The organism is Serratia sp. HNCC26DJ206 (assembly GCF_057180605.1).
Window position 1 is genome coordinate 43,946 of the sequence record NZ_JBXUGP010000004.1, and the last position, 15,404, is coordinate 59,349.

At 53.8% G+C, this 15,404-nt stretch carries 13 protein-coding genes; 8 read left to right on the top strand and 5 right to left on the bottom strand.

Going from position 1 to position 15,404, the window contains the following annotated elements:
• Positions 1-63: 63 nt before the first annotated feature.
• Positions 64-1,461 (top strand): class II fumarate hydratase, encoded by a 1,398-nt coding sequence (gene fumC, locus AC2A1E_RS03890; RefSeq protein ID WP_484382647.1) that lies wholly within the window; start codon positions 64-66, stop codon positions 1,459-1,461.
• A 48-nt stretch (positions 1,462-1,509) separates the two neighbouring features.
• Here the strand turns inward: fumC and AC2A1E_RS03895 are convergent, their stop codons facing one another.
• Complete coding sequence (locus tag AC2A1E_RS03895) at positions 1,510-2,178, bottom strand: peroxiredoxin-like family protein (protein ID WP_484382648.1); 669 nt, start codon at positions 2,176-2,178, stop codon at positions 1,510-1,512.
• Between the two features lie 102 nt (positions 2,179-2,280).
• On the opposite strand from AC2A1E_RS03895, the gene AC2A1E_RS03900 reads away from it, so the two are divergent.
• The 3 genes from AC2A1E_RS03900 to AC2A1E_RS03910 all read left to right on the top strand — a co-directional run bounded on the left by AC2A1E_RS03900 (position 2,281) and on the right by AC2A1E_RS03910 (position 4,317).
• Positions 2,281-3,168 (top strand): LysR family transcriptional regulator, encoded by an 888-nt coding sequence (locus AC2A1E_RS03900; protein ID WP_484382649.1) that lies wholly within the window; start codon positions 2,281-2,283, stop codon positions 3,166-3,168.
• Positions 3,169-3,171: 3 nt separating this feature from the next.
• Positions 3,172-3,861, top strand: coding sequence for a helix-turn-helix transcriptional regulator (locus AC2A1E_RS03905; protein WP_484382650.1), 690 nt, complete (start codon positions 3,172-3,174; stop codon positions 3,859-3,861).
• 87 nt (positions 3,862-3,948) lie between these two features.
• Positions 3,949-4,317: a VOC family protein gene (locus AC2A1E_RS03910; RefSeq protein ID WP_459398539.1), complete on the top strand. Its 369-nt coding sequence runs from the start codon at positions 3,949-3,951 to the stop codon at positions 4,315-4,317.
• On the opposite strand, the gene tus is transcribed toward AC2A1E_RS03910, so the two are convergent.
• Both tus and AC2A1E_RS03920 read right to left on the bottom strand, forming a co-directional pair.
• Entirely contained in the window at positions 4,314-5,249 is a 936-nt protein-coding gene (tus, locus tag AC2A1E_RS03915) for a DNA replication terminus site-binding protein (protein ID WP_484382651.1), read from the bottom strand. The two genes, AC2A1E_RS03910 and tus, sit on opposite strands and share 4 nt — an antisense overlap.
• 125 nt (positions 5,250-5,374) lie before the next feature.
• Positions 5,375-6,646 (bottom strand): MFS transporter, encoded by a 1,272-nt coding sequence (locus AC2A1E_RS03920; protein WP_484382752.1) that lies wholly within the window; start codon positions 6,644-6,646, stop codon positions 5,375-5,377.
• A gap of 126 nt (positions 6,647-6,772) precedes the next feature.
• Between AC2A1E_RS03920 and AC2A1E_RS03925 the strand changes: the two genes are divergently transcribed.
• The 3 genes from AC2A1E_RS03925 to bioD all read left to right on the top strand — a co-directional run bounded on the left by AC2A1E_RS03925 (position 6,773) and on the right by bioD (position 9,873).
• Positions 6,773-7,672, top strand: coding sequence for a LysR family transcriptional regulator (locus AC2A1E_RS03925; protein ID WP_484382652.1), 900 nt, complete (start codon positions 6,773-6,775; stop codon positions 7,670-7,672).
• 139 nt (positions 7,673-7,811) lie between these two features.
• Positions 7,812-9,029, top strand: coding sequence for a sugar metabolism global transcriptional regulator Mlc (gene mlc / locus AC2A1E_RS03930; protein WP_484382653.1), 1,218 nt, complete (start codon positions 7,812-7,814; stop codon positions 9,027-9,029).
• A gap of 163 nt (positions 9,030-9,192) precedes the next feature.
• Positions 9,193-9,873: a dethiobiotin synthase gene (gene bioD, locus AC2A1E_RS03935; RefSeq protein ID WP_484382654.1), complete on the top strand. Its 681-nt coding sequence runs from the start codon at positions 9,193-9,195 to the stop codon at positions 9,871-9,873.
• On the opposite strand, the gene clcB is transcribed toward bioD, so the two are convergent.
• Both clcB and AC2A1E_RS03945 read right to left on the bottom strand, forming a co-directional pair.
• Positions 9,861-11,141, bottom strand: coding sequence for a voltage-gated ClC-type chloride channel ClcB (clcB, locus tag AC2A1E_RS03940; RefSeq protein WP_484382655.1), 1,281 nt, complete (start codon positions 11,139-11,141; stop codon positions 9,861-9,863). The two genes, bioD and clcB, sit on opposite strands and share 13 nt — an antisense overlap.
• A 109-nt stretch (positions 11,142-11,250) precedes the next feature.
• A complete protein-coding gene (locus tag AC2A1E_RS03945) occupies positions 11,251-12,621 on the bottom strand; it encodes a cytochrome c peroxidase (RefSeq protein WP_484382753.1) in 1,371 nt (456 codons plus the stop codon).
• A 468-nt stretch (positions 12,622-13,089) separates the two neighbouring features.
• Here AC2A1E_RS03945 and AC2A1E_RS03950 point away from each other — a divergent pair, with 468 nt between their 5' ends.
• Positions 13,090-15,393 carry a type VI secretion system Vgr family protein gene (locus tag AC2A1E_RS03950; RefSeq protein WP_484382656.1) on the top strand — a complete coding sequence of 768 codons (2,304 nt, stop codon included), beginning with the start codon at positions 13,090-13,092 and terminating at the stop codon, positions 15,391-15,393.
• Positions 15,394-15,404 lie beyond the last annotated feature (11 nt).

Sequence of the window (15,404 nt, forward strand, 5' to 3'; positions counted from 1 at the left end):
ATTATTATCTCGCTATACTGATGATACCCCTTAACCTTTAGGGATTGTGCTAAGGAGACCGTAATGTCAGGCATTCGCATTGAGAAAGACTCTATGGGCCCGATCGAAGTACCGGCCAATCAACTCTGGGGCGCGCAAACCCAGCGCTCGCTGGAGCACTTCCGCATATCCTCAGAGAAAATGCCGCCAGCGCTGATTCACGCGCTGGCCATGACCAAACGTGCCGCTGCCAGCGTCAATATGGATCTAGGGCTGCTGCCTGCCGAGCGGGGTAATGCCATTATCCAGGCGGCTGATGAAGTGCTGGCCGATCAACACTCAAACGAGTTTCCATTGTCTGTCTGGCAAACCGGTTCCGGTACCCAGACCAACATGAACATCAACGAAGTGCTGGCCAATCGGGCCAGTGAGTTATTGGGGGGAGAGCGCGGTGAGGGGCGTCGGGTACACCCTAACGATGATGTGAATAAAAGCCAGAGTTCGAACGACGTTTTCCCTACCGCTATGCACGTGGCCGCGGTGATCGCGCTGCGTGAACATCTGATCCCTGAACTGAAGCTGCTGCACCAGACGTTGAACAGCAAAGCCGTAGCTTTTCACGATATCGTCAAAATCGGCCGGACCCATCTACAAGACGCTACGCCGCTGACGCTGGGGCAGGAGATCTCCGGCTGGGTGGCTATGCTGGAGCACAACCTTAAGCATATCGAAGCCAGCATCCCGCATATTTGTGAACTGGCTTTGGGGGGCACGGCGGTGGGCACTGGGCTGAACACGCATCCCGAGTATGCGGTGCGAGTGGCGAAAGCCTTGGCCGAGTTAACTGGGCAACCTTTTGTTACTGCGCCCAACAAGTTTGAAGCCTTGGCCGGCTGCGACGCATTGGTGCATGGGCACGGCGCGTTAAAAGGGCTGGCGGCGTCGCTGATGAAGATCGCCAACGACGTACGTTGGCTGGCTTCTGGCCCGCGCTGCGGGATTGGCGAGCTCTCCATCCCGGAAAATGAGCCGGGCAGCTCGATCATGCCGGGCAAGGTCAATCCAACGCAGTGTGAAGCCATGACCATGCTGTGCGCGCAGGTGTTGGGTAACGATGTGGCGGTGAATATCGGCGGTGCTTCCGGTAACTTTGAACTGAACGTCTTCCGCCCGCTGGTGATCCACAACTATCTGCAATCTGTCCGCCTGTTGGCAGACGGCATGAGCAGTTTCAACGAGCATTGCGCGGTGGGGATCGAACCGAATCGCGATCGTATCAGCCAGTTGCTGAATGAATCGCTGATGCTGGTGACCGCGCTGAATCCGCACATCGGCTACGACAAGGCGGCAGAAATCGCCAAAAATGCCCACAAACAGGGGCTGACGCTGAAAGCCTCTGCGTTAAAACTGGGGTATCTCACCGAGCAACAGTTTGATGAATGGGTACGGCCAGAAGATATGGTGGGGAGTATGAAGAAATAGCCTGCCTTAATATTTCAGGCGCAGCCGGTGCTGCGCCTGTTGTCTGTTTTACCTCAACCGTTCCAACTCCGGCAGTAACTCCAGTGGATCCGCGCGCTGAGTGTAATCAGGGCTAACCTGCGCATAGACAATTTTACCGGAGGGTGCAATGACAAAGCGCGCGGGCATCGGCAATATCCAACCATCATCATCATTAAAATCCGCCAGATTGGTATTGAAACGGTGTAAATACAGTTCGATAAGGTAATCCGGCAGCCTGAAGCTCAAACCGAAGCCTGCTGCAACGGTATTGCCCGGATCTGCTAATAGGGGAAAAGTGAACGTGCGCTCCTGCATCATTATCTGGCCGTTAGCCGGTGTTTGTGGCGAGATGGCGACGACGTTGACTGCTCGTGCCTGGAATTCCGGCATTGCCGCTTGCAACGCTTGCAGATCCAGATTGCAGTAAGGGCACCAACGGCCCCGATAGAAGCTGACGATTAACGGCCCCTGAGACAATAACTGCGCAGATGAGACGGTGTTGCCTTGCGTGTCTTGCAATATGAAATGGGGAGCAATATCGCCTGCCGATAACGCATTCCCCGCTATGCCGGAAGCGATAAGCTCATCGTTGCCACGCTGTAGTAAGGCGTGCACCCCGGCCGGAGGGTTAAAATCGAGCTTGCCCGCTTCGAAAGCGGCTTTAAAGGCATCAAGTTGATCCTGAAGTTTCATCATATCCTCGGTATAAAAAATGCAATGCCAGCAGTTTGCCTATTCCCTTACTGTGAGGGTAGATTGGCGATATGACTAATGGTTATTCCAATGAGGAATGGCATAATGGATAAATTTACTGATTTCAATACTTACATCAGCGTGTTTGAGGCGGGCTCTTTCTCCGCTGCTGCCCGGCGGCTGAATGTAGGGCAACCGGCAGTATCAAAAGCTATTGCCCGGTTGGAGCAGCAATTGCAGTCACGCTTACTGTTACGTTCCACCCATGGCCTGCAACCTACAGAGGCCGGGCAACAGTTTTATTTGCGGGTGAAACGTATTCTGGAGGATGTGGCAGAAACCGAGCTCGCCATTTGTGGTGCAGGAAAACCACTGAGCGGACGTTTACGAGTTGCTTCGGCCGCCGTGTTTGCCCGGCTGATTGAATTGCCCGATCTTACGCGATTCCTGTATGCCCATCCCGCACTGGAAATGGATCTGTTATTGGATGAAGGTCATTTAGGGCTGGTTGAAGAGGGCATTGATATCGCTCTGCGCATTGGTAATTTGCAGGATACCTCGTTTACTGCCCGCAAATTAGGGGCGGCAAAGCAATCGGTTCTGGGCACGCCCGCGTATTTTGCCGCAGCAGGCATGCCCAAAGTACCGCGTGATCTGGCGCAGCATGAAATGGTGATCCACCAGCGGCCCGGGGGGCTTGAACGCTATGTATTCAAGCATCATCAGCAGCAACAGGAAGTCCAGTTACACGGCCGGGTTAGGGTCAGCGCTGCGGAGTGCGTGCGAGAAATGGTGATGGCTGGGTTTGGCGCAACGGTGGCCTGTGAGGGAATGTTTCGTACAGAATTGCGCAACGGCACTGTGGTGGCTATTTTACCCGAATGGCAACTGCCGCCACTGGAGTTGTGGGCGGTGTTTCCTAGTGGACACTTGGTTTCTGCAAAAGCGCGTGCTTTTGCTGACTTTGTTCAACAGTTGATGCAACAGGAGTAATACATGTCCCGAACCCAACGTCTGCTCGATCTGATGCAGATCCTGCGTCGCCACCGCTATCCGCTGGCGGGGCATGCTCTGGCGCAAGAACTGGGGATCAGTATGCGCACGTTGTATCGCGATATCGCTACCTTGCAGCAGCAGGGGGCGGATATTGCCGGTGAAACGGGAGTCGGCTATGTATTACGGCCAGGATTTATGCTGCCGCCGCTGATGTTTTCACCCCAAGAGACCGAAGCGCTGGTGCTGGGGATGCGTTGGGTTGAGCGCAGAGGCGACAGCCAGTTGGCAAAGGCTGCGACCAATGCGCTGGCAAAGATTGGCGCAGTGTTACCCAAGGAATTGCGGGAAGAACTCGACGCCAACACCTTGTTGATCGGCCCGGTGGAGGAGGTCAAGGTGGCCGATGAAACCCGGGTGTTGATCCGTGAAGTGATCCGCCTTGAACGCAAGATCAACGTGGAATATCAGGATCAGGCGGGCAATATCAGCGAACGTACTCTGTGGCCGTTTGCCATGGGTTACTTTGAACAGGTGCAGGTGCTGATAGCCTGGTGCGAACTGCGCGCTTCTTTCCGTCATTTCCGTCTCGATCGCATCCGCACGCTAACGCCGTTATCGCAACGCTATCCGCGCGGTCGCCGGGCATTGATGAAAGCCTGGCGCGAAACCGAAGGGATTTGCTCATCGTAATGGGGCTACTGCCAGAAACTGACAGTCGGGCAGCTTAGGCTTTAGTTATCGGGAACATTGAGGTTCCTTTCATTACCAGGAGAGAACATGATAACGCCAAGCATGACCATCATTTATGTGGATAGCCCGGAAAAAAGCGCTGACTTCTATCAGCAACTGTTGGGGGTTGCACCTGTTGAAAAGTCACCCACCTTTGCGATGTTTGTCTTCAGTAACGGCTTCAAGCTGGCGATGTGGTCGAAGCACACCGTGGAGCCAGCCGCGAAGGCCGTTGGCGGTGGGACGGAGATCAGTTTCCTGTGTGAACAAGCGGAACAAGTAGATGCGCTCTGTCAGCAATGGCAGGCCAAAGGATTGACGATCGCACAGCACCCGGTAGAGATGGATTTCGGTTATACCTTTGTGGCTGAAGACCTTGATGGGCATCGTCTGCGTGTTTATAAGTTTTACGGCTAATCCGGCACGTTTGTGTACAAATGCAGGCGTTTTACCAATAATCGCAGCGGTTGAGCATCCGGCTTGTACTTATGCTTCACCGTTGCCGCATCGTAATTGAGTAACTCACCCATTTTTGGCACTTTCGCCCCGGCTTCCAACTGGCATAGGGCTATCAGCGGCAGCGGGCAGGGGTGTTGCACCTGTTTTTGCTGCTGCTGATACCACACTCGAGCGATCGGCTGTACCTTCACCGGCCGTTTGATTTTCAATACTGCATTTTGTGGCAGGCGACTGACATCATCAATTTCGCGGCTGACCAATTCGGCCCATTGCTCGCGATCAAAAGGTGGCACCGCACGCCCGGCCTTCAGACTTTTTTCCAACTGCGCCACAATATCGTCCCGCTTCACGTTCTTGATGATGTGCTTGTTGGCCCAGCCGAAGCGCACGGAATCAGGATTAGTCAGTAATGTCAGCGAGCGATAGGCGCTGAGGGTGATTAAGCCATGCAAGCGGGTATGCACAAAGTCGAAGCGTTGTTCTGGAGATAAACCGGATTCAACGGTGATGATCTGCTCCAGTTCGGCTTTCAGGCGGTTGATCAGCGCAATTTGCTGCTGTAGGGCGAGGTATTCGGCGTTATCCACCGCCAGGCAGATCACGCCGGGCAAGCGTACCGCAGCTTTGCTGCTGACGTGCGGCAGGTTATGGTGGATAAATAACCGTTGATAATGTTCCAATGCCAGATCGCGGGCTGCTTGGCCAACATGTTGTTCTACGCTGATTTGTTCTACCGCTGCATGTTCTTTACCTTTCTCGATTTCCGGCAGGGTAAAAACCCGTGCAGCGAGAAGATGTAGTGGCAGGATCTGCTTGTGGAGTGCTGCCAACGCCTGTTCCAATTCAGCAAAACACATATTCATTCTGCCAATAAGGCTATATTTATCCATTACACCTCCGATTTTAGTTACAACATACATTGCGCGTTTATACAAAGAAAGGGGCAACTTCAGCCCCTTACCAATATTCGATTCTGAGTCGTTCAAGCCTGGCAGGGAAGGTATGGATACTTTCGCTAAATACGCGCGGCTTCCGGCAGTTTTTTCAGGTGGAGGGCGACCAAGAGGGCCAGAAGCAACATCGCGCTGATAAAGGTTACCACACCACCCCAACCAAAACTGTGCCAGAACACTCCACCCAGGGTTCCGGCCACGCTGGAACCCACGTAATAACAGAACAGATACAGTGACGATGCCTGGCCCTTAGCGCGGCGCGCCCGGCGGCCGATCCAACTGCTGGCAACCGAGTGGGCGGCAAAGAATCCGGCGGTAAACAGCATCATGCCGATAAAAATCGCGGTGAGCGGTGCCAACGTGGTGATCAGGATCCCAGTCAGCATAATCAGGATTGAAACCAACAGTACGGGCCCGCGCCCGAAGCGGGTTGTCAGGGATCCAGCCTTGGGGGAACTGTATGAACCGGTGAGATAAACCACCGACAGCAGCCCAACCGCAGCTTGGCTGAGATGATAGGGATCGTTCAACAGCCGATAGCCAATGTAGTTGAACATAGTGATAAAACTGCCCATCAGCAGGAAACCTTCGGCGAACAGCAGCGGCAGCCCTTTATCATGCCAGTGCAGCCTAAAGTTGATCAGCAGGGTATGTGGGCGCAGCGAACTGGCACGAAAATGTTTCGATGCAGGCAGAATGCGCCAGAACATGAAAGCCGCAGCCAGCGCGAACAACCCAATGACCGCCAAGGCAATTCGCCATGAGAAGAAATCGGTCAGTACACCGGTTACCAAACGCCCGCTCATCCCGCCAATGGAGTTACCACTGATGTACAGCCCCATTGAAAAGGCGACAAAGCTGGGGTGAATCTCCTCACTCAGATAGGTCATGCCAACCGCGGCCACGCCACTCAGTGAAAGGCCAATCAGGGCTCGCATGAATAGAATACTGTGCCAACTGGTCATGAACGCGCAAATTAGCGTACAGATCGCCGCCAGTAACAAGGCCACCACCATCACCGGTTTGCGGCCAATGGCATCGGACAGCGGGCCGGTGAACATCAGGCCGATAGCCAATAAGCCGGTCGAAAAGGAAAGCGAAAGGCTGCTTTCGGCGGGGGAGATGCCAAAGTCCTGCGAAAGTACCGGCAAGATCGGTTGCACACAGTACAACAAGGCAAATGTGGCCAATCCGGCAGAGAACAAGGCCAAGGTGACGCGCGTAAATTGCGAAGTGCCACGTTCAATAAAGGGGTGTTTATTCAGCGTTGAGCGCCTAACTTTGGGCACTTCATCGGGGGGCAGCGCTTGCGATGTGGCGGCCGCAGAACGCATAGGGGTTGTCACAGCATTTCCTTACCGGGTTCGGAAGAACAAAAACACATCTTGAGTCACAAAATGATAGGGAGAGGGCAGTTTTTTGTCTAATATATTAATCATTGCAATTGAGACTTTAAAAATATGAATATCGAGCTCAGACACCTGCGCTATTTTGTCGCCGTTGCAGAGGAATTGCACTTTGGCCGCGCGGCGGAGCGGCTGCGCATGTCCCAGCCACCGCTGAGCCAGCAGATCCAGGCGTTGGAAGAGATGGTCGGCGCGCGCTTGTTGGCGCGTAATAACCGCAACGTCGGGCTGACTCAGGCCGGAGAGATGTTTCTCAAGGAGGCCTATCAGGTACTCGATCAGGTTAATCGTGCGACAGAAAGGGCCGCTCGGCTTGAGCGCGGTGAGATCGGCGAGTTGACGATCGGCTTTACCTCTTCTGCACCGTTTATCAGCGTGGTGTCACGCAGCCTGCGGGCGTTCCGTCAGTTGTCGCCGAATGTGCATATCAAAATGCGTGAGATCAATACCAAGCAGCAGCTCGAGCCTTTGCTGAACGGTGCGTTGGATCTGGGGGTTATGCGCAATACCCGTTTGCCGGATGCGCTCCAGCATCAGTTGCTGCTGCGCGAACCGTTGTTGGCAGTGGTGCCGAATGGTCACCCGCTCACTCATGTTGCGCCTGGCACGCTGCGTTTCACCGATCTGGCGCAGGAACCGTTCGTCTTCTTTTCCCGTGAGGTCGGTACGGCGCTGTATGACGAAATTCTGGCGCTGTTGGCCAATGCTGGAGTTGCTCCTTACATTACTCAGGAAGTGGGCGAGGCAATGACGATTATCGGTCTGGTAGCCGCTGGGTTAGGGATTTCTATCCTGCCGACGTCATTTGGCCGGGTTAAAATTGATGGTGTCACCTATCTGCCGCTGGCTGAACCGGAGGCGATGACCGAAGTCTGGTTGGTGCATCATCGTAACCGTCCAGTCACGGTTGCGGCCCAAACCTTGATGGAGCTAATGCTGAATCTGCACAAATAAGACGCGCTTCCAGGCTAAATGTCGGTGAATTTGTGCTGTTAATCACATAACGAATCAAATAGTTGACGCTGTATTCCAAAAGCCCCACCATAGCCCTTAGTCTTTATTTAGAAGCGCGAAAAATAGTAGGAGCAGGTTTGTGATTGCGGATGGGCAGCCTGGGCATATTGATCAAATCAAGCAAACCAATGCAGGGGCAGTGTACCGGCTGATTGATCAGCTGGGGCCGATTTCGCGCATCGAATTATCCAAACGCGCCCAGCTTGCGCCCGCCAGTATCACCAAGATTGTGCGTGAGCTGCTTGAAGCGCATCTGGTTAAAGAAACCGAATATCAGGAAATTGGCAGCCGTGGCCGCCCGGCGGTCGGGTTGGTGTTGGATACCGAAGCCTGGCATTACCTTTCTGCTCGTATCAGCCGTGGAACCATTACGCTGGCGCTGCGCGATCTCAGCAGCAAAATGGTGGTAGAAGAACTGCTGCCGCTCGATGCTGAACACCCCGACCCCTTACTGCAACGTATTGTGGGTGAAATAGACCGCTTTTTCATTCGCCATCAAAGCAAACTGGAACGTTTAACGGCGATCGCCATCACCTTGCCCGGCATGATCGATACCGCATCTGGCGTTGTTCACCGCATGCCGTTCTATGATGTGCAAGAAATGGCGCTCGGCCCGGCGTTGGCAACGCTCACTGGGTTGCCGGTCTACCTGCAACATGATATCTGTGCCTGGACCATGGCCGAGGCGCTGTACGGTGCTTCGCGCGGTAGCATGAATGTGATTCAGGTGGTGATTGATCATAACGTCGGTGCTGGGGTGATCACCAATGGTCGTGTGCTGCATGCCGGTAGCCGCAGCGTAGTGGAAATTGGCCATACCCAGGTCGATCCTTACGGTAAACGCTGCTATTGCGGTAATCACGGTTGCCTGGAAACGGTAGCCAGTATTGAAAACATGCTGGAAATCGCCCAACAACGCTTGGGTGGCTCAATGACGTCATTGCTACACGGTGCACCCTTGACCGTCGAATCTCTGTGCGATGCCGCGCTGGCCGGGGATCAATTAGCCAAAGACATCATTCTTGGCGTCGGGCATAGCGTCGGGCGCATTGTGGCGATCATGGTCAATCTGTTTAATCCAGAAAAAATCCTGGTGGGTTCGCCGTTAAATCGAGCCGCTGAGATCCTCCATCCGGCGATTGCCTCCTGTATCCGCCAGCAATCTTTGCCCGCATACAGTGAGCATGTACAGGTTGAATCCACTCAGTTTTTCAATCAAGGCACCATGCCGGGTGCTGCGCTGGTAAAAGATGCGCTATACAACGGTTCGCTGCTGGTGAAACTGTTACAGGGCTAATGTAAATTCCTCCTATCAGAATTTCTTAATGTTTACCGCAAAAATATTGAGCTACCTCAAGCCCCTGCAAGTTCGCATCCCCTAGACTTTTCCCTGTCAGGCTACTCGCGCCGCGATCGGCGGCGATCCTTTTGTTAACGGAGCATTTCAGGGCAATCCATTCATGTTAAAGCGCTTATTTGTTACAGGCACGGATACCGACGTAGGTAAAACCGTGGTTTCCCGCGGATTGTTGCAGGCATTTGCTGCACAGGGCCGTTCAGCGGCGGGGTATAAGCCCATAGCGGCGCGTTGTCAGGAAACCAGTGAAGGCATTCGAAATAAAGACGCTTTGGTTCTGCAGGCTTCGTCCACTATGCCTTTGTCTTATGACGAAGTTAACCCGATAACCTGCCTGGATGAGGTCTTCCACGCGCAGGCTACACAGGATATTGACTACGGCGTGATGAGCCGTGGGTTGCAGCATCTTTCTGCCAAGGCAGATACCGTAGTGGTAGAGGGTAGCGGTGGCTGGCGCGTATTGATGAACGATCTGCGTCCTTATGCCGAATGGGTGGTGCAGGAACAGTTGCCGGTGATCCTGGTGGTAGGCATCAAGTTGGGCTGTGTCAGCCATGCGCTGCTGACCGCACAATCGATCCTTAACGATGGCTTACCATTGTTGGGTTGGGTCGCCAACCGTATCAACCCAGGTTTAGCGCACTATGCCGAAACCATTGATGCATTGCAGCAACGTATTCCCGCACCGCTGTTGGGTGAGATCCCCTATTTGCCACGTGCCGAACAGCGCGAACTGGCGCAGTATCTGGATATCTCCGGCCTGATGGATCGCTACGCGCTGTGATAGACCGACTGCGCGCGTAACCCGCGCGCGATGGTCGTGGCGATCACACAAGCCAATAGAATGCCGGGGAGCAGGGTATATTCCCCGGTCATTTCAAATACCATCAGTGACGCCATGATCGGGGCATGCGTGGTCGCGGCCAACAGCGTCGCCATACCGGTCAACGCCATCAGTATTGGCACCGCGCTTCCCAGCTCCGGCCACAAGGCACACAGTTGCCCCAACAGCGATCCCAGTGCGGCACCCACGAATAATGTCGGGGTAAATACGCCACCAGGAGCACCAGAACCACTGCTGGCCAGCACCGCCAGCAGTTTGCAAATCAAAATCGCGCCCACCAGCAATATGCCCGGCGGTGCGCTGAGCAATGACTGCACTACGCTATAACCATTCCCCCACACTTCAGGGAACAGCAAGGAAAGAAGCCCGACGATCAACCCACCCAACGCCAGTTGTAATGGCGGGTTGAGATTCAGCGATCTAAATGCCCGACCGCTGGCGGACATTGCCCACAGGAACAGCGGGCCACATATTCCTGCCAAAACGCCCAACAGTGCCATCAGCAGATATTGTACCGGTGAGGGGGCAGCCAGTGGCTCCACAAGGTATAACGGGGCTTGGCCACCGTTGAGCAGGTTGGTGACCAGCAGGGCACTGACGGCGGCAATTACCACCGGTCCGAGAGAGGCCAGCATCAGCGTGCCGAACAGGATCTCGGCAATAAACAGGCTGCCCGCCAACGGTGCATGATAGGCGCTGGCCATCCCTGCTGCCGCAGCGCAGGCTACCCATAGCTTCCATTCCCGCGCATGGGTAAAGCGCTGCGCAAATATCGATCCAACCAGCGCCGCCAGCAAAATCATCGCCCCTTCACGGCCAATCGCACTACCGCTGGAAACCACCAGTAACGATGCCAGGCTTTTGACCAGACTGGCAGCAACGTCCAATCGCCCATCACCGGTTTCTATTGCTTCCATATAATCGGTAGGGGCCGCAGGGTGCTGATGCCGATAGCGCTGATAAATCCACAGCAGTAAGCCCGCCACCAAGCCACCCAACGCCGGAGTCAGTGCCCGACGCCAGCCGGGTAGTGCCGCGGCGGCGGCCACCAGACTACCGCTATCATGCCCCAGCAACAGCCACTCCAGCCCAAGCATGCTGCGGTGGAATAGCCAAACGACCAGGGCAGCAGAAATGCCAAGAAAGATAGCGATAAACAAGCGGCGCAGCAGGGCGCGATAGTGGTGCAGGTGGACCAATCGTTTCATGCTTCGGGAAATCGTGAGAAAAATGAAAGGGTCAGGTGGGCATTGTGCTTGTCTGCCCACCTGAAAACCAGTGAATCTTCACCGAGTCACTGGTGTGGTGCTAAAAATGTTAACTGGCAGGTGGTGTTGCAGGCTGATATTTGCCGCTCATGCTTTCCAGCAGGGCCACCAGGTCGTTGACGTCGCTCTCTGGTAGAGTAACGCCGACCTGATATTTCAACATATCTTTCACCGCCTGGTTAAGAGAGTTGACGCTGCCGTCATGGAAATAAGGCGCCGTTTGGGCGACATTGCGCAGCGTTGGCGTCTTAAAGCGATTGCGGTCTGCTTCATTTTTCGTGACATTGTAACGCCCAAGGTCAACCTCGGTGGGGTTACCACGCACGGCAAAGTAATCCGCTTTGACACCCATAAGTTCGTAAGACTGGCCGCCCAGGTTAACCCCGGTATGGCAGGTGCCGCATTTATTCTGCTGGAACAACTGATAGCCGTGTTTCTGCTGGGCGGTCAGGGCACTTTCATCCCCTTTCAGATAGCGGTCAAACGGGCTGTTTGGCGTGATCAGGGTTTTTTCAAACTCGGCAATGGCATCGGTAATGTTATCGCCGGTGAAACCGTTGGCATAGACCCGTTGGAAGTCAGCCTTTAACTGCGCATCTTTTTCCAGTTTACCGATAATATCGTCCCAGGATCCTGAGGCCATTTCGATCGGGTTCATTGGCGGGCCACCTGCCTGTGCTTGCAGGTCTTTTGCTCGGCCATCCCAGAATTGCGCGATGTTGAACGCGGCATTGAACACCGTTGGCGCATTGATTGGGCCTGGTTGGTTATTCACCCCAAGCGAAGACACGCGGCCATCGACACCCCCGGCACCCAGTTGATGGCAGTGCGCACAGGAGATGCTGTTATCTTTCGACAGCCGTGGATCGTGGAACAACCGGAAGCCCAACGCCACTTTCTGAGGGTCGGTCGGCAGCGATTCTGGCAGCGGTTGCAGTGCTGCACCGCGCAATGCAGTTGGAGTGCCTGGGGGAGTATAATGTTGCTCACGTTGCTGACGAATCCAACTGAGCAATTCCTGCCGGTCACCATCGCTCATATACCCAGACCAGTGCATCATTTTGTAAAGCGCTGGCGGCATTGTTTGATTTTTCAGTACAAATTCCAGCTTGGCCAGATCGGCTTCTGGTACGGCGGTATTTTGCTGCAGGGCATTACGCGTGGCATCAAGAGTAAACTGCCTGCTGCCAGTCCGAATATCATATTCCATGAGTTGTTTAGCGATAGGCAGCTCGGCATAGAAGGGTAATTTCGCCGAAGCCGTGTGGCAATAGTCACATCCGTAGTGGGTTAACAGAGTGTCTATTTTGTTGTTAGCAACCGCAGGTGCACGCTGTTGATCGTAATGATAGATATAACCGACGAACCCCAGATAGCCGACAACGGCCACGACGGCACATCCCAGAATGACTTTTTTAATCATGATCTCGCTCCAATGAGTTTAGCTTCCAAATTGCCCGACATCCGATCATGCTGATGAAAAAACGGGCAACCGAGGTTGCCACATCGAAGAGCATTACAGCTTGACCGAAATCAAATACTTCAATAGTTCTTAACTATCGTTCGGATAGGTTTTAACGATGAGCCAGGTACGGCGCGGCTTGCAGCTTGTTTCTAAGAAATTACTTAATATTCAATGTGCTGTATATAAAATCGCAACATAATGGTTCGACAGTGATTTGTGACACCGTCACAAGGCATTCAGGGCTACCTTATTGAGATTTAGGCATTTTGACCATTCAGCGACGGGCGCTCAATCGCATTTACAATCAGACTATTCTGGATGATTTTCAATCATCCGAGGTGCATTGTAAAAAGATAGATTGATAGGGCTAATGATCTTAATCGGTTGCGTTTGACCTGGCGAGAATTGAAAAGGATTTCGTCTATGCTGAGCAGAACAACGGCACATACTCCACTTCCATCGGATGAACTCCTGTTTTGGTCATTGCAAGGAGAGGAGCGCCTTTCATCGCCATACGCTTTTTCCGTTGAACTGCTCAGTAAAAACCCTCGGATTGATCGACAAGCATTACTTGGAAAATCCGTCACCCTGGCCATCCCTTCCCAATACGGCATGGTATCGCGCTTTTTGAACGGCAAAGTCACCTCCGCGGCCATTCATAGTGAAACGATTAATGACGATCAATACGCTGTTTATAAGCTGCGTCTGGAGCCTGATGTCTGGCCGATGCTGCGCGATCGTAACTGCCGTATCTTCCAGCAACAGACTGTGCCGCAAATCATTACGGCTTTGCTGCGTGAAAATCAGGTGTCGGTTGAGAACCTGCTGACCCGCGACTATCGCTTGTGGGAGTATTGCGTTCAATATCAGGAAAGTAGCTTTAACTTTATCAGCCGCCTGATGGAACTGGAGGGGATCTACTACTTTTTCCGTCACGAAATGAACAAAAACACCCTGGTGTTGATCGATGCGCCACAGCGGCATCAACCATTCAGCGGCTATGAGCAGATTGACTATCATGCCACTCCGTCCGGCGGTATTGCGCAGGAAGAGGGGATCAACCAATGGTTGATCAGTGACGCTGTCACTCCGGGGATTTACAGCATTGATGATTATGACTTCCGTAAGCCGAATGCCTGGCTGTTTCAAGCTCGCCAGAATCCAGTCTCTCCTCAGCCCGGTCAAATTGATGTTTTCGACTGGCCTGGGCACTTTGTCGAACATCAGCAAGGCGAAGCTTACGCACGGGTTCGCCAGGAGGCTTGGCAGGCTGAGCATCAGCAGATTAGCGGTAGTGGCACCGCTCTGGGGATCGTCCCTGGCTGCACGTTTGTACTGAATAATGCCCCTTATTCTTCAGATGCGGGCAATTATCTGGTCACCCGTGCAACCTATTTTCTGCGGGATAACCCTTATGCCAGCGGCGAGACAAAGAGTGAGCAACATTTTGATTTTACTGTGATCCCCGCAAATGTTCCTTTTCGCCCACCTCAGCAGGCGCCATGGCCAAAAACCAGCGGGCCGCAGACGGCCAACGTGGTTGGCCCGCAGGGTAAATCCATCTGGACCGATAAATACGGCCGGGTGAAAGTGAAATTTCATTGGGACCGTTTGTCTGCGGGAGATGACACCAGCTCCTGTTGGGTGCGTGTCTCCAGCGCCTGGGCCGGGCAAGGGTTCGGTGGCATTCAGATCCCACGGGCCGGGGATGAGGTGATCGTAGACTTTATCAACGGCGATCCGGATCGCCCGATTATTACCGGCCGGGTGTTCAACGAAGCGAGCATGCCACCTTGGGAATTACCCGCAGCGGCAACTCAGATGGGGTTCATGAGCCGTTCCGAAGACGGCACACCGGAGAACTCGAACGCGCTGCGCTTTGAAGATAAAGCCGGCTCGGAACAGGTGTTGCTGCATGCTGAGCGCAACATGGACACCGATATCGAAAATGAAGAAACACACTCGGTAGGCAGCAACCGAACCAAAACCGTTTCTGGCAACGAAACCAGCCATATCAAGCAGGATCGCACCAAGTCGGTCGACGGTAACGAAACCTCTACGATTAAAGGCAATGAAACGCTCTCCGTCAGCGGTAACCGTGCGAAAACAGTAACAGGCGACGAAACCGCCAGCGTTCAGGGAGCGCGAACGCAAACTGTCGATCAAAATGAATCCCTGACGGTGAAGGCGGATCGCAGCCTGACGGTACTGGGCGCAGATAGCCGTTCTATTACCGGGAATCATACTCAGACCGTTGGTGGTGCCAAAACGGAACAGATTGATCAAGCCGCCTCTATGACCATAGGCCAGAGCCTGACGGAAAGCGTTGGTACGGATCTGAGCTTATCCGTTGGCGGAGCGCGCAGCGTTGCCGTCACTGGCAACCAGGTTTCCACCATCGGTGGTGAAAATCAGATTAGCGTCACCGGCGGGCATTCAATGGATGCGCAATTTCAACAGGTGGTTGTCAAAACCGATGCGCTGCTCAGTGCTGGCGGTAACTCAACGATCGATGCCACCGGCGTACTGCTTAGCGCGAAAAACACCATTACGTTGCAGTGTGGTGCAGCCAGCATCTCACTGACCAGCGACGGAAAAATCATTCTCTCTGGCGTGGATATTACGTCAGCGGCATCCGGCGATCATCTTACCTCTGGCAGCAAAATAACCTCATCGGCGGCCGGTGAGCACGTTGTGGAAGGCGCATTGCTGAAACTGAATCCTTAAGCGGAGATGGA